Here is an 18165-nt window from a genome sequence, read left to right as displayed (position 1 = left end):
TCCGGTGCGCCGGTGTGCAGCAATCGCAGAAGTGACGCCACAATCGTATTCATGCGCATGAGATGGCCGCGTCCGACTTGCCAAGCGGCCGATGCGGCCCGATGCCGGGCTAAGGACAGGCCCAATCGGACGGAGACAGCGATGGAGCAACTGCACGCGCTGGCACAGGCTTGCGGGGTCGCGCGCGAATGGACCGACGTCGAGGGCCGCCAGCAGATCGTCGCCGATGACGCGCTGGCGGAGGTGCTGGCGGCCCTCGGCCATGAAGCGGGCAGCGAGCGGCAGATTGCTCGCAGCCTCGTCGCAGTCGAGGAGCGTCGCGCTGCACTCCCGCCGATGCTGGTCGCCGATTGCGGGGCGAGTATTTCCCTGCCCTTCACCCCAACCCGCGCCGAGGCAAACGGTGAGGACGGCCTCACCCGCCCGCTCGCGATTGAAGGTGATCGGCTGACGGCCCCCGATGCGCCGGGCTATTACGACATCGTGCTGGATGGCCGCCCGCTGAAGCTGGCGGTCGCTCCGGCCAAATGTCCCTTGCCTGCCGCAGCCGGTCGCCGCCCGTGGGGCGTGTCGTTGCAAATCCCGGCATTGCGCAGCGCGCAGCCTTCGCCCTTCGGCACCTTTGGCGAGCTGGCCGAGGCCGCGCGGCAGTTCGGCGCGGCGGGCGCGGACGCACTGGCAATCAATCCGGTGCACGCGCTGTTTCCGGGACATGGGGTGGGATACAGCCCTTATTCGCCCTCCAGCCGGTTGTTCCTCAACGGCGCGATGGGCGATCCCGCGCTGGCGGGCCTGCCTCCGCTCGCACCTTCGGTCGAGGCCGGGCCGCTGATCGACTGGGCGGGCGCATTGCCGCGCCGCCTGGCCGAATTGCGCAAGGTCTTCGCCGCGCTCACCCCGGCGCAGCGTGCGGGGATGACCGCGGCGGACGACGCAATGCTGCGCCGCCACGCGCTGTTCGACGCGCTCGATTGCCATTTCCGCCCGGCGGGTGCGCATGGCTGGCGCGATTGGCCTGCCGCGTTCCACGATCCGCAAGGCAACGCCGCCAGCCGCTTTGCTGCCGAACACCCGGAGGAGATCGCCTTCCACCTGTTCCTGCAATGGCTCGCGCGGCAGGGGCTTGCGGCGGCGCAGACTGCAGCCAAGGACGCGGGCATGGGCGTCGGTCTGATCGCCGACCTTGCCGTCGGCGTCGATCCGGCGGGCAGCGATGCGTGGTCGCTGCGCCATGCGATGCTCGACGGGCTGACCATCGGCGCGCCGCCCGATCCGCTCGGGCCGCTGGGGCAGAACTGGTCGATCACCGGCTTTTCGCCCGAGGGCCTGCGCGCGAGCGGCTACGCGCCATGGACCGCGATGATCCGCGCGGGCCTCGCCGCAGGCGGCGGGCTCAGGATCGACCACGCCTTCGGCATCGCCCGGCTCTGGGTCATCCCCGCAGGCGGCGCGACGCGCGACGGCGCTTACCTCAGCTACCCCTTCGAAGACCTGATCCGCCTCGCCACACTTGAAGCGCACCGCGCCAACGCCTTTATCATCGCCGAAGACCTCGGCACTGCGCCCTACGGCTTCACCCAGGCCGTGACCGAGCGCCAGATGCTCGGCATGCGCGTGCTGTGGTTCGAACGCGCCGCCGATCACGGCTTCATCGGCGCGGCTGATTACGAGCCCCTCAGCGCCGCGATGAGCGGGACGCATGATACCGTCACTGTCGCCGGATGGTGGCGCGGGCGCGATCTCGACTGGGCGGAGGAGCTGGGCCGCCTCCCCGAAGGCACCACCCGCGCCGAGGCCGAGGCGATCCGCGACTGGGACCGCGGGCTCTTGTGGTCAACGCTCGACCACACCGCCCCCCGCCCCGCGCCCGACAATCCCGCGCCGGTGGTCGATGCCGCCATGGCCCACATCGCCCGCACGCCTGCGGCCATCGCGCTGGTGGCGCTGGAGGATTTGCTCGGGCTGGAGGAGCAGCCGAACCTGCCCGGCACCGTCACCGAGCATCCCAACTGGCGCCGCCGCCTCGACGCGCCGACCGGCGATCTGATCGCGGACGCGCATGTGCGGCACCGCTGCGCGATTCTCGGCGGCACAGACGCGAGCTAGGCGCAGCTTTCGGGCCATCCCAACAAAATTGACGATACGCCCCGCCCCCTAGCTCGGCTATCCCCTTGGGCCACAACCGCGACCAGGGAGAGGTGCGCTATGGATCTGGGACTTAAGGGCAAGAAAGTCATCATGAACGGCGGGGCGCACGGCCTTGGCCTGCAAGCGCTCAAGCTGTTCGCGGCCGAGGGCGCGGATGTCGCGTTCTTCTCGCGCAAGGAAGACAAGATCGCCGCTGCTGTCGCCGAAATCGACGCCGTCGGGCCGGGCAAGGTGTTTGCCGAAGTGTTCGACATGGCGACCGGCACCGAGGCCTATCAGGCGTGGCTGGAAAAGGCCGCGCAGGAACTCGGCGGCTGCGATATCTTCGTTCACACTGCGAGCGCCTCAGGCACTGGCGGGGCGGGTGACTGGCAAGCCTGCCTCGACATGGACATCAAGGGCGCGGCCTATGCGGTCGAGACGCTGACGCCTTACCTTGAGGCGTCTGGCACCGGCTCGATCGTGATGTTGTCGAGCACCGCCGCGCTCGAAACCTTCATCGCGCCCAACCCGTTCAACGCGCTGAAGGCTGCGCTGATCACCTATGCCTCGCAGCTTAGCCAGGCCTATGCGGCCAAGGGCATCCGCGTGAACACGGTTTCGCCGGGTGCAATCTATTACAAGGGCGGCAACTGGGAGATCATCGAGGAGCACATGAAGCCGCTCTACGATGCGACCCTCGCCAAGATGCCCACGGGCCGCTTCGGCGAGCCGGTCGAGGTCGCCAAGGCGATCGTCTTCGTGGCGAGCCCGGCGGTGCCCTACATGACCGGCGCGAACATCGTGGTGGACGGCGGGTTCACCCAGCGCGTCCAATTCTAATCTTCCCTCTCCTCCAAAGGTGACACAAATGGCCGAGATCGACCGCGACAAGCTGCTCGACATCTACACCCGCACGATGAAGGTGAACCGCACCGACGAGAAGTTCCGCGAGCTGCTGATGGGCGGCAAGGTCGCGGTGATGTATTACTGCGTGCGCGGGCAGGAGCTGGTCTCGGCAGCGGCCATGGCGGCGCTGGAGAAGGAAGACTACGTCGTCTGCACCTATCGCGGCCAGGGCGAACAGACCGCCAAGGGCATCCCGATGGAGAAGTGGTGGGGCGAATGCCTCGGCAAGGCGACCGGCACCTGCAAAGGCAAGGGTGGCACCATGCACATCACCGATCCCGAGACGGGGATCATGGTAACGACCGGCGTCGTCGGCTCGGGCCTCCCGATCGCCAACGGCCTTGCCATGGCGAGCCAGAACAATGGCGACGGGCGTGTGACGCTGGTGAGCTTCGGCGACGGCGCGGCCAATATCGGCGGCTTCCACGAGGCGATGAACATGGCCCAGCTCTACAAGCTGCCGGTCATCTTCCTGTGCCAGAACAACCGCTACGGCGAGCACACCGCCTACGCCGATCACACCGACAGCCCCAATATCGCCACGCGCGCGGCAGGTTACGGGATGAAGGGCGTGACGGTTGACGGCAACGACGTCCACCAGATCTACCCCGCGATGCAGGAAGCCGTCGCCCGCGCCCGCGCCGGTGAGGGGCCGACGCTGGTTGAAGCCATGTGCTACCGCATGATGGGCCACTTCTTCGGCTCGGACTTCAGCTACATGCCGCCCGAGCACATCGCCGAAATGAAGGCCGAAGACCCGTTGCCCAAGCTGCGGCAGGTGATGCTCGACTACCAGTTCACCGAGGAGGAGCTGGACGCGATCGTTGCCGACATTGACGCGCAGATCAACGCAGCGGTCGAGCACGCGCTGAATGCGCCGCTGCCCGATACCGACGAAATCTACAAAGACGTGCTGGAGGAGACCGCCTGATGGCCCAGATCACCATGACCCAGGCGCTGAACCTCGCCATCGACGAGGCGATGGCCGACGATCCGGGCGTGTTCTGCCTCGGCGAGGACGTCTCCGCCAAGCAGGGCGGCGGGGTGTTCAAGGTCACCTCGGGCCTGACCGAGAAATATGGCGAACACCGCATCCGCGCGACGCCGATCTCGGAAACCGCGATCATCGGTGCGGCTGTCGGTGCCGCTCTCGCCGGGCAGCGCCCGATTGCCGAGATCATGCTGATGAACTTCGTCGGCGTGTGCATGGACCAGATCGTCAACCACGCGGCCAAGCTGCGCTTCATGTCGGGCGGGCAGACCCCGTGCCCGATGGTGATCCGCACCACCACCGGCGTCGGCGTGGGCTTCGGCGGGCAGCACTCGGACATGCTCGAAGCGTGGTTCGCCCACGTGGCGGGCATTCATGTGGTGACGCCCTCCAACCCCGCCGATGCGCGCGGGCTGATGCGCGCCTCGATTGACGCGAACGACCCGGTGATCTTCATCGAGAACATCCTGTGCTACGGCCTCAAGGCGGAAGATCCCGGCCCGGGTTACCGCGTGCCGCTCGGCAAGGCGGCGATTGCGCGCGAGGGGACCGACATCAGCCTCATCACCTATGGCCGCACCGTGCTGGACGCTCTGGCCGTGGCGGATGATCTGGCGAAGGAAGGCATCTCGGTCGAGGTTATCGACCTGCGCACCATCGCCCCCTACGATGAGGCGACCGTGCTGGCGTCCGTCCGCAAGACTGGCCGCGCAATCACCCTGCACGAAGCCGTTCGCCCGTTCGGCACCGGCGCGGAAATCGCGGCCAACATTCAGGAAAAGTGCTGGGACAGCCTCAAGGGCCCGGTGCGGCGCATTGGCGGGACGTTCTCGGCCGTGCCCTTCGCCAGTCACCTCGAACAGGCATGGATTCCGCAAAAATCGGACCTCATCGCACAAATCAAAGCAAGTGTGGGCAAACTCTAAATGGCATCAGAAATCCGCATCCCCAAGCTCGGCATGAGCGCGGTCGAAATGACTCTCGTCGAATGGATGTTCGGCGAAGGCGAACGCGTCGAGAAGGGCGAGATCATCTACACCGTCGAAACCGACAAGAGCACGACCGAGATCGAAGCCCAGGCCAGCGGGATCATCCATCCCACCGGCGAGGAAGGCGCGGTCTACAAGGTCGGCGATCTGATCGGCACCATCGACGAGGGCTGAGGGTGTGGCTTCTCCCAGAGAAATGTTGGCGAATGTCTACGCCACCGCCGGCACCCGCGACTGGGCGGCGGTGGAGGCGCTGATCCACCCCGATTTCGTGCTCTACGAGGCCAATTCGCTCCCCTTTCCGGGCGAGTGGCGCGGCAAGGACGCGCTGCAACGCTGCGCGGCGGCGATGTATGGCACCTGGGCCGATACCAAGCTCGAAATGCTCGATTGCACCGGGGGTGATACCTGGGCGGTGATGGTGATCCGCCTGACCATGCACCCCAAGGACGGATCCGCCCCCTTCACCCAGACAATCTGCGAGGCCGGGTGCTTCGAGGACGGGCTGCTGCGCGAATTGCGCATTCATTATTTCGACGCCGCCGAAGTCGCCGCGCGGGCTTAAAACGCAGGTTCACCGATCCCCTCGACCGCTTACGCAGAATGGCGTATTCTCTCGGCCCGGAACGCCGCCATAGAGCGACGGCAATCAACATGGGGCCGATCCGGTGAAACAGTCGCTTATCAACCTGCTTCCGCCTGCCACCGTCGCGGCGATCTGGGCCTTCTGGGGCTTGGCGCCCGCCGCGTGGACCCAAGGTCCGTGGGCGATCATGGCGGTGGGCCTTGGCACCCTCGCCTTCGTCCAGCTGCTTGAGCTGGTGTTCGAACGGCACGAAGGCTGGCGCATCAACCGGCGAGAGCTGTTGACCGACGTTTTCTATGTCGCCTTCGGCTACGGCGTGATCGGGTTCCTCAGCGACACGCTGGTCAACGGCCCGCTGGGCGAATTGAAAGAGGCCTGGGGCATCGGCACCCCGTGGCTCGCAGCCAGTCCGTTCCTGGTGCAGGTGCTGGTGGTGATGTTCGTGTTCGAATTCGGCCAGTACTGGATGCACCGCGCGATGCACAACTGGACGCCCCTGTGGCTGACCCACGCGCCGCATCATCACATCACGCAATTGAATGCGATGAAGGGCTTTATCGGCAATCCGATCGAACTGTTCCTGATCAGCCTCGGCATAACGGCGCTGCTGGATGTGGACCTCAACGCCCTGTTCGCCGCCATCACGGCAGGCGGCGCGATCGCGACCTATGCCCATGCCAATGTCCGCGCCGATCCGCCGATCTGGTACGGGTATTTCTTCACCACCATCCGCAACCACAGCCTGCACCACACGGCGCTGAGCTATGAGGACACTCGCTGCAACTACGGCAACAGCGTGATCTTCTGGGACCGCGTGTTCGGCACCTACAAGGAGGGTGAGAGCGAGGTGGTCGGGCAGGATGATCGCAAGCGGCTCTCGATCAAGGAGCAATGGCTGTTCCCGCTGCGCCCGTGGCTGGAGAAACGCAAAACCGCGGCCTGAGCATCGAAGTGAGTCAAACCCTGTGTCAAGCACGGGGCGACGAGTCCGTCAGGCCTGACCTCAACCGGTCCCATAGCGACCCCAATCGCAGTCGCCCTCAAGTAGCGCAGCGATAGGGCGCACAAAGACGCGCGCGCAGGTGCCCGGAACGTAGCGCAGCGAAGGGGAAGAATAGCGCTGAAGGCGTCGGCCCGGCTGGGCCGGCAAAACGCCAAAGGCTCATTTCCGCCCCGCATGGGCGGAAATGGTGCTGCTGGGGAGGATTGAACTCCCGACCTCACCCTTACCAAGGGTGCGCTCTACCACTGAGCTACAGCAGCGCCGGTATGGGCGGGCGCTATTGTCGCGCGGCCTCGTCTTGTCAACGCCCTTATTGCGCTAACGCTGCGGTAGCCGTGCGCAGGCTTGAAGCTGGCGACCACTCAGGCCAAAGGGTTTCGCATGGGTGAAGGCTCCCGCAAGAATATGTCGCGCGAGGAACGGCTCGCGGCCAAGCTGCGCGAGAATCTGCGGCGCAGGAAGGCGCAGGCGCGGGCCGCGGGTGGCCTTGCGCGCGATTCGGATGCGGCAAATGCAACGGAATCGCTTCCCAATCCCGCGCGCGAAAGCTAACCCCGCGCGCTCTGACGCAGTGAGGGGATCGGGCCGCTCGCGGCGCGGTAATACGGAGTAAGAATGCCCAAGCTCATCCTTGTCCGCCACGGCCAGAGCCAGTGGAACCTTGAAAACCGCTTCACCGGCTGGTGGGATGTCGATCTGACGCCGCAGGGCGTGGCCGAGGCGACCTCAGCGGGCGTGCTGCTGCGCGAGAAGGGCGTGCTGCCGACCTACGCCTTCACCTCGCTCCAGACCCGCGCGATCAAGACGCTGCATCTGGCGCTGGAAGCGGCCGGACGCTTGTGGATTCCCGAGACGAAGGACTGGCACCTCAACGAACGCCACTATGGCGGGCTGACCGGCCTCGACAAGCAGGAGACGCGGGACAAGCACGGTGACGAACAGGTGCTGATCTGGCGCCGCAGCTTCGATGTCCCGCCGCCGGAGCTTGAGGCCGCGAGCGAATTCGATCTCGCCGCCGACCCGCGCTATGCCGGGATCGCTATCCCCACTACCGAAAGCCTCAAGCTGACGATCGAGCGCGTGCTGCCCTATTGGCAGGAGGCGATCCTGCCGGTGCTGGCGCGCGGCGAGACGGTGATTATCGCCGCCCACGGCAACAGCTTGCGCGCGCTGGTCAAGCATCTCTCGGGCATTTCCGATGCGGACATCACCGATCTCGAGATTCCCACCGGCCAGCCGATCATCTACGACTTTGACGCCGATATGGTGCCCGGCGCGCGGTACTATCTGAAGGACGCATGATGGAAGCCACCGGGGGGAAGGTCGCGATCGTGATGGGGAGCCAGTCCGACTGGCCGACCATGAAAGCCGCCGCCGACGTGCTGAGCGAGCTGGAAGTGGCTTACGAGGCGCGAATCACCTCGGCCCACCGCACACCGGACCGGATGGTCGCCTTTGCCAAGGGTGCGGAGGGCGAGGGCTTCAGCGTCATTATCGCCGGCGCGGGCGGCGCGGCGCACTTGCCCGGCATGATCGCCAGCATGACGCATCTGCCGGTGCTGGGCGTGCCGGTGCAGTCGAAAGCCTTGAGCGGCATGGATAGCCTGCTCTCCATCGTGCAGATGCCGGGCGGCGTTCCCGTCGGCACGCTGGCGATTGGTGAGGCAGGCGCGAAGAACGCCGGGCTCCTCGCCGCCGCGATCCTGGCGCTGGGCGACGAAGATCTGTCCGAACGCCTGCAAGACTGGCGCGCCGCCAACAGCGCTGGCGTTGCCGAGGTGCCGGAGGATTGATGCTTCCCCCCGGCTCCACCATTGGCATTCTGGGCGGCGGTCAGCTGGGCCGGATGATGGCCGTTGCCGGTTTGCAGCTCGGCTACAAGGTGATCGGCTTCGCGCCGGAGGGTGATAATGTCGCCGCCGATGCCTCGTCCGATTTCATCACCGCCGATTGGGACGATGCCGCTGCGCTCGCCGCATTCACGGGCCGCTGCGATGTCGTGACCTGGGAGTTCGAGAACGTGCCGCTCAGCACGGTCGCCGCGATCCCCCCGCACCTGCTCGCCTGCCCTGCGCGCGCGCTGGAGGTGGCTCAGGACCGGCTGAGCGAGAAGGCGTTTGCCGCAAGCCTCGGCGGCACGCCTGCGCCCTACGCACGGGTCGAGACCGAGGATGACTTCGCCGCCGCGCTTGTCCGGGTCGGCACCCCCGGCATCCTCAAGACCGCGCGCGATGGATATGACGGCAAGGGCCAGTGGCGCGTGCGATCAGCGCTGGAAGCCAGCGGCGTGCGCTTTCCCGGCGTGACCTGCATATACGAAGGCTTCGTGACCTACGAGACCGAGTTTTCGGTGATCCTTGTGCGGGGCAAGGACGGCAGCGTGAAGTTCTGGGACTCCACCGCCAATCTGCATGAAGGCGGCATGCTGGCGCAATCGATCCTGCCCGCCGGTGCGCTGGTCGAAGCGCAGGTGCCCGCCGCGCGCGAGCTCGCTGCCAAGGTCGCCGAGGCGCTGGGCTATGTCGGGGTGCTGACGCTGGAGTTCTTCGCCACCCGCGAAGGCCCGGTGTTCAACGAGATGGCGCCCCGCGTGCACAATTCCGGCCACTGGACCATCGAGGGCGCGGCCGCCAGCCAGTTCGAAAACCACATCCGCGCGATCTGCGGCTTGCCGCTGGGGGTCACCAAGACCCGCTTCGAAGCCATCGAAATGCGCAACATCGTCGGCGATGACGCTCTGCGCGCGCACGCCATCCTGGCCGAGCCGGGCGAGCCGCACCTGCACCTCTACGGCAAGCACGAAGTGCGCGAGGGGCGCAAGATGGGCCACGTCACCCGCGTCGGACATGCGGTGCGATGACCCCCGAAATCGTGCTGATCTACGCCCGCGCCGCCAATGGCGCGATCGGCAACGAGGGCGACCTGCCGTGGCGCCTGCCCGCTGACCTCAAGCGCTTCAAGGCGCTGACGATGGGCAAACCGATGATCATGGGCCGCAAGACCTTTGAAAGCCTCCCCGGCCTGCTCCCCGGCCGCCGCCACATCGTGCTCTCCCGCCGGGACAGCTTTGCCGCCGACGGCGCGCAGATCGCCGGATCGGTCCAGGAAGCGCTCGCGCTGGCGGAGGAAGGCAACGCAGCCGGCGAAGTCGCGATCATCGGCGGGGCGGCGATCTATGACGTGTTCCTGCCCCTCGCCCACCGGATCGAGCTGACCCAGATCCACGCGAGCTACCCCGGCGACACCTTCATGGCCGAACCGGGGCGCGACTGGGTGCTGACAGGGCGCGAGGATCACGCCGCGCAGGAGCAGCATCCCGCATTCTCGTTTCTGACCTTCCGCAAGGCTGGCACCGTCTGATGCGCTGGCTCGATCACCGCGATTCCATGCCCGAGGCGCTGCGCGGTGCCATCATCGCGCTCGGCAATTTTGACGGGTTCCACGCGGGCCATCAGGCCGTGGCGGGCGAGGCGATCCGCTGGGCGCAGGCCGAGGGCCGCCCCTCGATCATCGCCACCTTCGATCCGCATCCGGTGCGCTTCTTCAAGCCCGATGTGTCACCCTTCCGGTTGACGACCTTGGAGCAACGACAGGAATTGTATCTGGCGGCGGGCGCGACCGCGATGCTGGTGTTCCACTTCGATGCCGATCTGGCGGGGACGAGCGCCGAGGACTTCATCCGCGCCATCCTGATCGAGCGCTTTGGCGCGCACGGGGTGGTCACCGGCGGCGATTTCACCTTCGGCAAGGGCGCGAAGGGCAATGTCGAGCTGCTGCGCACCCTTGGCAGCGAATTGGGCCTGCAATCGCGCGTGGTCGCAGCGGTGAGTGAGGGAGACGAGGTCGTCTCCTCCAGCCGCATCCGGCAAGCCTTGCGCGACGGCGACCCGCAGCTGGCCGCGCGCCTGCTCACCCGACCCTTCGCGATCCGGGGCATCGTCGAACATGGCGACAAGCGCGGGCGCACCATCGGCTACCCCACCGCCAACGTCACAATCGACAACTACCTGCGCCCCAAATACGGCATCTATGCCGTGACAGGCCGCCTGCTCGCCACCGGCCAGGTGCTCCACGGCGCGGCCAATATCGGCATCCGCCCGCAGTTCGAACCGCCCAAGGAGCTGCTGGAGCCCTATTTCTTCGACTTCTCCGGCGACCTGTATGGGCAGGAGATCGAGGTGGCCTTCCACCACTTCCTTCGCGGCGAGGCGAAGTTTGACTCGCTCGACGCGCTGATCGCACAGATGGACAAGGATTGCGCCGAAGCGCGGCGGTTGCTCTCTTCGTCATCCTGAACTTGTTTCAGGATCCATTGCGTCACAAGCACCGCTGCTCGAAGCCGAAGAATGGATGCTGAAACGAGTTCAGCATGACGAGTTTGGGACGTGGTGCGCGCAAACACTTTATCGCGAGCCGCAATTGCCCTAACGGCCCGAGCCTATGTCTGACGAAAGCACCAAGCGCGATTACCGGGACACCGTCTTCCTGCCGAAGACCGATTTCCCCATGAAGGCCGGCCTCCCGCAGAAGGAGCCGGGCATTGCCGCGCGCTGGGAGCAGATCGGGCTCTACAACGCCCTGCGGGATGCCCGCCGGGGCCGCGAGAAGTTCATCCTCCACGATGGCCCGCCCTATGCCAATGGCGACATGCATATCGGCCATGCGCTGAACCATATCCTCAAGGACATGGTCTGTCGCACCCAGAACCTCTTGGGCCGCGATGCGCCTTACGTGCCGGGCTGGGATTGCCACGGGTTGCCGATCGAGTGGAAGGTCGAAGAAGCCTACCGCAAGGCCAAGAAGAACAAGGACGAGGTTCCGCCCAAGGAATTCCGCGCCGAATGCCGCGCCTATGCCCAGCAATGGGTGGATGTGCAGCGCGAGCAGCTGAAGCGGCTCGGCATCATGGGCGATTGGGACCATCCCTATCTCACCATGGATTTTCAGGCCGAAGCGACGATTGTCGCCGAGCTGATGAAGTTTGCCGAGGCGGGCAACGTCTATCGCGGGGCCAAGCCGGTGATGTGGTCCCCGGTCGAAAAGACCGCGCTGGCCGAAGCGGAAGTCGAATACGAGGACATCACCTCGACCCAGATCGACGTGGCCTTCGAGATTGTTGAGTGCCCCAATGATCCAAGCCTTGTCGGAGCGTTCGCGATCATCTGGACCACGACACCTTGGACGATCCCGGTGAACCAGGCTTTGGCCTATGGGCCGGAGGTTGAGTATGTGATCCTCACTCTCGATGGCGAACGCTACTTGGTCGCGCAGCAGCAAGTCCTTGAGTTCTACCGGAGAGTGGGATTCACCGTTATTGACGGTGTCATTCAGGACAATGAGCCGCAGAAGCGGTGGAACGACACCGGCAAGCTGATCAAAGGCGCAGACCTCGCCGGCACCCTCGCCCGCCATCCGATGCACCACCTCGGCGGGTTCTACGCGACCCCGCGCCCGCTGCTGCCCGGCGACTTCGTCACCACCGACTCTGGTACTGGCCTCGTCCACATGGCGCCCGATCATGGCGAGGACGACTTTGACCTCTGCAAGGCGAACGGCATCAACCCCGTTTTCGCGGTGATGGATGACGGGCGCTACCGCGACGACTGGCCATGGCTGGGCGCTGCCGACGAGCGCCGCATGAGCGTCATCAACCCCAAGTTCAACGCGCCCGATGGCCCGATCTGTTCGGACCTGCGCGAAACCGGCGCGCTGCTCGCCGCAAGCGCGGATTACGCCCACTCCTACCCGCATTCGTGGCGCTCCAAGGCCAAGGTGATCTTCCGCTGCACCCCGCAGTGGTTCGTGCCGATGGATAAGGTCCTCGGCGAAGGCGGGACTCTGCGCGACGTCGCCCTCTCCGAAATCGCCCGCGTCGACTTCATCCCCGAAAAGGGCCGCAACCGGATCGGTGCGATGGTCGAAGGGCGGCCCGACTGGGTGCTCTCCCGCCAGCGCGCGTGGGGCGTGCCAATCACGTTATTCGTGCGGCCGGATGGCTCGTACCTACAAGACCCCGAAGTCAACGCCCGCATCGTTGCCGCCGTGCGTGAGGAAGGCGTCGATGCGTGGGAGGAAGCGCGCAAGGCGGAATATCTCGGCAGCGCGCACAATCCCGACGACTACGAAATGGTCACCGACATTCTCGACGTCTGGTTCGATTCGGGCTGCACCCATGCCTTCGTGCTCGAAAGCGGGCGTTGGCCGGACCTGACATGGCCCGCCAACCTCTATCTTGAAGGCTCCGACCAGCATCGCGGCTGGTTCCAGTCCTCGCTGCTGCAATCCTGCGCCACGCGCGGCCGCGCGCCTTACGACCAGGTGCTGACCCATGGCTTCACCATGGACGCCAAGGGCCGCAAGATGTCCAAGAGCGAGGGCAACACCATCAGCCCGATCAAGGTGATGGAGGAATACGGCGCCGACATCATCCGGTTGTGGGCGCTGAGCGTCGATTTCACCGAAGATCACCGCATCGGCGACGAGATCCTCAAGGGCGTCGGCGACCAGTATCGCAAGCTGCGCAACACCTTCCGCTACCTTCTGGGTGCGCTCGACGGCTTTGTGGGCGACATGGGCGATGGCGGGGCCTTGCCGGAGCTGGAAGTTTACGTGCTGTCGCTGCTGGCCGATCTCGACCGAAAGCTGAAAGCCGCGGCGGAAGCCTACGACTTCAACCTCTACACCCGCCTGCTGGTGGATTTCTGCAACGAGGATCTGTCCGCGTTCTACTTCGATATCCGCAAGGACTCGCTGTACTGCGACGGGCCGGATTCGACCACGCGCAACGCCTATCGCACGGTGCTCGACCTCCTGTTCCACGCGCTGATCCGCTATGCCGCGCCGGTGCTGGTGTTCACGGCGGAGGAAGTATGGCTCAGCCGCTATCCCGAGGATGGCGAGGCGGACGACAACGGGCAGCGCGGGTCTGTCCACCTGCTCGAATGGCCCGCCGTGCCGGGCGTCGTGGTCGACAATGCCCGCTGGGACATGCTGCGCGCGCTGCGGGATCAGGTCAACGAAGCGATCGAGCCGCTGCGGCGCGACAAGACGATCCGCTCCAGCCTCGAAGCCGAAGTGGTCGTTCCTGACAGCGCGGTGCCCGAAGGCGTTTCGGACGAACAACTCGCCGAGCTGTTCATCACCGCGACAGTGACGCGCGGGCAGGGCGATGCGGTGATCGTCACCAAGACCTCCCACCACAAATGCGGCCGTTGCTGGCGGCTCCTGCCTGACGTGGCGGAAGACGGGGCGTTGTGCGGTCGTTGCGATGCAGTTGTCGGATCATGAGCGGGTTGTTCACCCGCAACCGGCTGATTGGCCTGGCGCTGGCGGCGCTGGTCGCCATCATCGACCAGGTGGTGAAGTGGTACGTGATCGGCCCGCTGCAACTGCGTCAGGTGCTGCATATCGACCTGCTGCCGTTCTTCGACCTTACCTATACCGAGAACAAGGGCATCTCGCTCGGGATGTTCCAGGCCAATGACATGGAAACCCGCTGGCTGCTGGTGCTGCTCACCGGGGTGATCGCGCTGGTGGTGCTGGTGTGGATGATGCGCGAGCGCAAGCTGGGCGAGATTCTCGGCCTGTCGCTGATCCTTGGCGGAGCGCTGGGGAATATCCGCGATCGCTATGAACTGGGTTATGTCATCGACTATGCCGATTTCCACATCGAGACCTTCCGCCCGTTCCTGATCTTCAACATTGCCGACGCCGCCATCACCATCGGCGTCGTCATAATCCTTGCCCGCAGCCTGCTGGTGCGCGACAAGGACGACACCGAAACCGGGGAAGCGCCCCGTGGAGAGACCCAAGATGCGTAAGTTTGCACCCCTGATCCTGCTGACCGGCGCTTCGGCGATGCTGGCGGCCTGTGGCGGCGGCGGCGGGGTGTTCAACCGCGAGCGGCCCGACGAATTCGCTGTGCAGCGTCAGGCGCCGCTGGTGGTTCCGCCCGATTTCACGCTCACCCCGCCGGCCCCCGGCGCCCCGCGTCCGTCCGAAGGCACCGCGGCCGAACAGGCGCTCGACGCCCTGTTCGGTGGCCCTGCGCCGCGCAGCCGCGTGGAAGCGAGCGTGATCGACCGCGCTGGTGCCGCCGCGCCGAGCATCCGTAGCCAGGTTGGCGATACCGAAACCAACACGGTCGCCAAGGGCCGCGTGACCCGCGACATCATTGCCGCGCCCGAAGGTGACGGGCAGGCGGCAACGACGGTGATCCCTTCGTGATTTGCGCGGGCCCTCAGGCCCGCGACGTCCTCGCTCACGCAGTCTGAAGGCCGCATCGCTCCGGTCGGCCTTGCGGTCGGCGTGTGACCGCAATTGCGCTTTATTCCCTGCCCTCAACCTCGCGGCTCACCAGCAGCTTGTCGATCCGGCGACCATCCATGTCGACGACCTCAAAGCGCCAGCCTTGGTCGGTGAAGTGCTCACCTTCGCCCGGCAGTTTCTTCATCACCGACAGCGCATAGCCTGCCGCTGTGCCGAATTCCCGGTCCTCGCCATATTCGATGCCCAGCCGGTCTGCCAGCGCATCGGCCGATAGCGAACCCGATACCAGCAGCGAGCCATCCTCGCGCTCCACCACCGACGGCAAATCGCCATCATCGCTGTCACTCGCGAAGTTGCCGACAATCGCGGTCAGCAGGTCGACCGGCGTGACGATCCCTTCGAAGTGCCCGTATTCGTCGTGCACCACCGCCATTGCCACTTCAGCCGATTGCAGCACGCGCAGCGCGTCCATCGCGTCGAGCTGGTCGGGCACCACCTCGACCTTGCGCATCATCGCGCGGATCGAGACCGCCTCGCCGCTGACCATCGCCGCCAGCACATCGCGGACTTTGACCACGCCAAGGATCGTGTCGGGCGAGCCTTCGGCGACCGGCAGCAGCGAATGCGAGCTTTCCTCGATCGTTTCGCGGATTTCGGCGACGTCGGCATCGGCCTCGATCCAGTCGATATCCGTGCGCGGCGTCATCATCTCGCGCACCGGACGCTCGGCCAAGCGGACCACGCCGGTGAGGATCTGGCGCTGTTCGGCCTCGATCACGCCCGACCGGGTCGCCTCGGCAAAGATCATCCGCAATTCCTCGGCGGTGACTGTCGCCTCGTCGGTGCGGCGCAGGCCGAACAGGTTGAAGATGACCGCCGAGCTCGAATCGAGCAGCCACACCAGCGGCGCGCCGATCCGCGAGAGCATCGCCATCGGCAGCGCCATCACCAAAGCCAGCGGTACCGCGCTGCGCAGCGCCAATTGCTTGGGCACCAGCTCACCCACGACGACGCTGAGATAGGTGGTCAGCGCGATCACGACGGCAAATCCGGCCTCGTCAGCATATTCGGGCGGCAGGCCCAGCGCTTCCATCCGCTCACCCACCGGCCCGCCGAGGCTCGCCCCGGAATAGGCGCCAGCGACAATCCCGATCAGCGTGATGCCGATCTGCACGGTCGAGAGGAACTTGCCCGGATGGGCGGCCAGCGCAATCGCCGTTCGCGCCGCTTTGGACCCGGCTTCGGCCTTGGCTTCGAGCGTGCTGGTCTTGGCTGACACAATCGCCAGCTCGGACATGGCGAAGACGCCATTGATCACAACAAGCGCCACAATGGTGGCAAGATCGGTCCAGGGAAACGGGGTCACGCCTTCTGCGCTAGCACAAACGGGCGGTGTTGCCAGCCTTGCAACATCATCGCTTGGCGGCATTCTGTTCAACATGGGTCAATGCGCGAGGGGTCAAGGGCCCTATTGTCTCAGTGGGCTGAACCCTTGCTGCCGTTCCGGTTGCATGGCACTTTTAGCGTCACACAAGAGGGAGAAATTGCTTATGACTATCTCGCGTATTCTGCTGTCAGGCACAGCTGCACTTGCCTTGCTGGGCACCAGCGCCTGCGTCACTGACCCCAACACCGGCGAAAAGAAGATCTCGCGCACGGCCATCGGCACCGGCCTTGGCGGCACGCTCGGCTACCTGCTCGGCGGCGCCATCGGCGGCGATACGGGCCGCATCATCGGCGCAGGCATCGGCGGCTCGGCCGGCGCAGTGATCGGCAAGCAGTATGACGACCAGATCAAGGAACTGAAGGAACAGACCGCCGGCAGCGGTGTGGACGTGGAAGAAGTCGGCGATCAGGACGCCATTCTCGTGCGTCTGCCCGACGGCGTGACCTTCGCCACCGGTTCTGCGGCGATCAACCCGGGCTTCCTCGATACCCTGAACAGCGTCGCTGAAACGCTGATCAAGTATCCGAACAGCCTGATCGACGTCTATGGCTTCACCGACACGACCGGGTCGCCCGCCACCAACCAGCGTCTGTCCGAACAGCGCGCACAGGCGGTTGCCGATTATCTCGCCGCACGCGGCGTGGCGCGGGCGCGGATGGCGACGCAGGGCTTTGGCGAGCAGTATGACTATTTGCGCGTGAAGACCGGCGACAACATCAGCGAAGCGCTCAACCGTCGGGTTGAGATCAAGATCATCCCGGTCAGCCAAGCCGACGTGAGCGCCGCTCGCGGGAATTGATGGTCTGACACAGGCATAGCGGCGGGCCGTCCCTCGGGGCGGCCCGTTTGCGTTTATGCGTTCCGCACGCCATCCGGCGCGCGAAATCCTCGCTCCCTTCAGTCGCTGCGGGCGCGCGGTCGCGCTTGCGGGCTGCCCTAGCGGGACAGCCCGATTGCGTTTCAGCGCAGCGCTGCGGCCCGCTCCGCCAACCGCTCGACAGCAGCGGCGTGAATGGCCGGGGAGCACACCAGCACCCCGAAATCGCGTGGATCGTGCTTGTTATAGGCAAGCGGTCCGCCGAACGCGTCCGTCACCTCAGCCCCTGCCTCGCGCGCTATGAGAGTCGCAGCGGCGATGTCCCACTCGTAGCCCCAGCGCAATGTCGCCACCAGATCGGCCTGATCGGCGGCGACCATCGCGATCCTGAGCGCAATCGAGTTGGGCTGATCGACCATGACCAGATCGCTGTCATCGTTGGGGAGGCTGAGAGTCGGCACTCGCGCGCCGGAGAATTCGGTACGCTGGCTCGCCCGGATCATGATGCCGTTCAATGTCGCGCCTTGCCCAGCGACCGCCACCCATTCCTCGCGCCTTGCGGGTGCGGCGAGCATCCCGATCAGCGGTCGGCCCGAACTCACCAGCGCCACCGACACCGCCCAGCCCGGCCGCCCGCCGACAAAATCGCGCGTGCCGTCGATCGGATCGACCAACCAGATGAGGCCGCTCTGCGTGCGCGCCTTGTCATCGGCGGTTTCCTCGGACAGCCACGCCGCCGACGGCAACAAACGGTGCAGCTCGCGCTTGAGAAAGCGGTCAACCTCAAGGTCAGCCTCGCTCACCGGGTTGCCTGGGGTCTTGTCCCAGCTGTGCAGGTCATGCCCTGCCCCCGGCCAACGCGAGTGGGCGATGCGGCCCGCCTCGCGGACGATGGCCAGAAGGTGATCCCTGTCAATCATGAGAGGCATCCGTGTTGGCCGTGCCGCAAGCACTTTTCAAGAGGGTCGATCCGTGCTTAGGCCCCCGCCAGACGACCTCTCGTCAGGATACGCCCAGAATACGCATCA

Annotated in this window: 19 protein-coding genes and 1 tRNA gene; 17 read left to right on the top strand and 3 right to left on the bottom strand. The window is 65.6% G+C overall.

The window, feature by feature from the left end; all coding sequences use genetic code 11:
* Positions 1-141 precede the first annotated feature (141 nt).
* From malQ to GVM20_RS10130, 7 genes are all read left to right on the top strand, one after another.
* On the top strand, positions 142-2106 hold the full coding sequence (gene malQ / locus GVM20_RS10160; protein WP_166547084.1) for a 4-alpha-glucanotransferase: 1965 nt from the start codon (positions 142-144) through the stop codon (positions 2104-2106).
* 99 nt (positions 2107-2205) lie between these two features.
* The gene (locus GVM20_RS10155) at positions 2206-2970 is read left to right on the top strand and encodes an SDR family NAD(P)-dependent oxidoreductase (protein ID WP_166547083.1); all 765 of its coding nucleotides are present in this window, start codon (positions 2206-2208) and stop codon (positions 2968-2970) included.
* 28 nt (positions 2971-2998) lie between these two features.
* Complete coding sequence (locus tag GVM20_RS10150) at positions 2999-3967, top strand: thiamine pyrophosphate-dependent dehydrogenase E1 component subunit alpha (protein ID WP_166547082.1); 969 nt, start codon at positions 2999-3001, stop codon at positions 3965-3967.
* Entirely contained in the window at positions 3967-4953 is a 987-nt protein-coding gene (locus GVM20_RS10145; RefSeq protein ID WP_166547081.1) for an alpha-ketoacid dehydrogenase subunit beta, read from the top strand. The genes GVM20_RS10150 and GVM20_RS10145 overlap by 1 nt, the downstream gene beginning before the upstream one ends.
* Entirely contained in the window at positions 4954-5190 is a 237-nt protein-coding gene (locus GVM20_RS10140) for a biotin/lipoyl-containing protein (protein ID WP_166547080.1), read from the top strand.
* Between the two features lie 22 nt (positions 5191-5212).
* Positions 5213-5581, top strand: a complete 369-nt coding sequence (locus GVM20_RS10135) for a nuclear transport factor 2 family protein (RefSeq protein WP_166547079.1) — start codon at positions 5213-5215, stop codon at positions 5579-5581.
* A gap of 103 nt (positions 5582-5684) precedes the next feature.
* The gene (locus GVM20_RS10130; RefSeq protein ID WP_353653137.1) at positions 5685-6545 is read left to right on the top strand and encodes a sterol desaturase family protein; all 861 of its coding nucleotides are present in this window, start codon (positions 5685-5687) and stop codon (positions 6543-6545) included.
* A gap of 245 nt (positions 6546-6790) precedes the next feature.
* Here GVM20_RS10130 and GVM20_RS10125 read toward each other — a convergent pair.
* Positions 6791-6865 (bottom strand) — tRNA-Thr (locus GVM20_RS10125).
* Between the two features lie 121 nt (positions 6866-6986).
* Here GVM20_RS10125 and GVM20_RS10120 point away from each other — a divergent pair.
* From GVM20_RS10120 to GVM20_RS10080, 9 genes are all read left to right on the top strand, one after another.
* Entirely contained in the window at positions 6987-7157 is a 171-nt protein-coding gene (locus GVM20_RS10120) for a hypothetical protein (protein ID WP_166547078.1), read from the top strand.
* A gap of 63 nt (positions 7158-7220) precedes the next feature.
* Positions 7221-7907 (top strand): 2,3-diphosphoglycerate-dependent phosphoglycerate mutase, encoded by a 687-nt coding sequence (gene gpmA / locus GVM20_RS10115; RefSeq protein WP_166547077.1) that lies wholly within the window; start codon positions 7221-7223, stop codon positions 7905-7907.
* Entirely contained in the window at positions 7907-8398 is a 492-nt protein-coding gene (purE, locus tag GVM20_RS10110; RefSeq protein ID WP_166547143.1) for a 5-(carboxyamino)imidazole ribonucleotide mutase, read from the top strand. Before gpmA ends, purE begins: the two co-directional genes overlap by 1 nt.
* Positions 8398-9465, top strand: coding sequence for a 5-(carboxyamino)imidazole ribonucleotide synthase (locus GVM20_RS10105; RefSeq protein ID WP_166547142.1), 1068 nt, complete (start codon positions 8398-8400; stop codon positions 9463-9465). Before purE ends, GVM20_RS10105 begins: the two co-directional genes overlap by 1 nt.
* The gene (locus GVM20_RS10100; RefSeq protein ID WP_166547076.1) at positions 9462-9965 is read left to right on the top strand and encodes a dihydrofolate reductase; all 504 of its coding nucleotides are present in this window, start codon (positions 9462-9464) and stop codon (positions 9963-9965) included. Before GVM20_RS10105 ends, GVM20_RS10100 begins: the two co-directional genes overlap by 4 nt.
* Entirely contained in the window at positions 9965-10900 is a 936-nt protein-coding gene (locus GVM20_RS10095) for a bifunctional riboflavin kinase/FAD synthetase (RefSeq protein ID WP_166547075.1), read from the top strand. The genes GVM20_RS10100 and GVM20_RS10095 overlap by 1 nt, the downstream gene beginning before the upstream one ends.
* A 145-nt stretch (positions 10901-11045) precedes the next feature.
* Entirely contained in the window at positions 11046-13892 is a 2847-nt protein-coding gene (ileS, locus tag GVM20_RS10090; RefSeq protein ID WP_166547074.1) for an isoleucine--tRNA ligase, read from the top strand.
* Entirely contained in the window at positions 13889-14425 is a 537-nt protein-coding gene (gene lspA, locus GVM20_RS10085) for a signal peptidase II (protein WP_166547073.1), read from the top strand. Before ileS ends, lspA begins: the two co-directional genes overlap by 4 nt.
* Positions 14418-14831 carry a DUF3035 domain-containing protein gene (locus tag GVM20_RS10080; RefSeq protein WP_166547072.1) on the top strand — a complete coding sequence of 138 codons (414 nt, stop codon included), beginning with the start codon at positions 14418-14420 and terminating at the stop codon, positions 14829-14831. Before lspA ends, GVM20_RS10080 begins: the two co-directional genes overlap by 8 nt.
* 100 nt (positions 14832-14931) lie before the next feature.
* Here GVM20_RS10080 and GVM20_RS10075 read toward each other — a convergent pair whose 3' ends face one another.
* Positions 14932-16239: a hemolysin family protein gene (locus tag GVM20_RS10075; RefSeq protein WP_166547071.1), complete on the bottom strand. Its 1308-nt coding sequence runs from the start codon at positions 16237-16239 to the stop codon at positions 14932-14934.
* A gap of 184 nt (positions 16240-16423) precedes the next feature.
* On the opposite strand from GVM20_RS10075, the gene GVM20_RS10070 reads away from it, so the two are divergent.
* Entirely contained in the window at positions 16424-17119 is a 696-nt protein-coding gene (locus GVM20_RS10070; RefSeq protein WP_166547070.1) for a YiaD family glycine zipper/OmpA-like lipoprotein, read from the top strand.
* Between the two features lie 161 nt (positions 17120-17280).
* On the opposite strand, the gene GVM20_RS10065 is transcribed toward GVM20_RS10070, so the two are convergent.
* The gene (locus tag GVM20_RS10065; protein WP_166547069.1) at positions 17281-18057 is read right to left on the bottom strand and encodes a 3'(2'),5'-bisphosphate nucleotidase CysQ; all 777 of its coding nucleotides are present in this window, start codon (positions 18055-18057) and stop codon (positions 17281-17283) included.
* Positions 18058-18165: the final 108 nt, after the last annotated feature.

It is taken from the genome of Porphyrobacter sp. SLTP (assembly GCF_009905735.1).
GTDB lineage: Bacteria > Pseudomonadota > Alphaproteobacteria > Sphingomonadales > Sphingomonadaceae > Erythrobacter.
The sequence above is the reverse complement of the archived record's forward strand: the minus strand, read 5'-3'. Positions and strand labels throughout refer to the sequence as shown.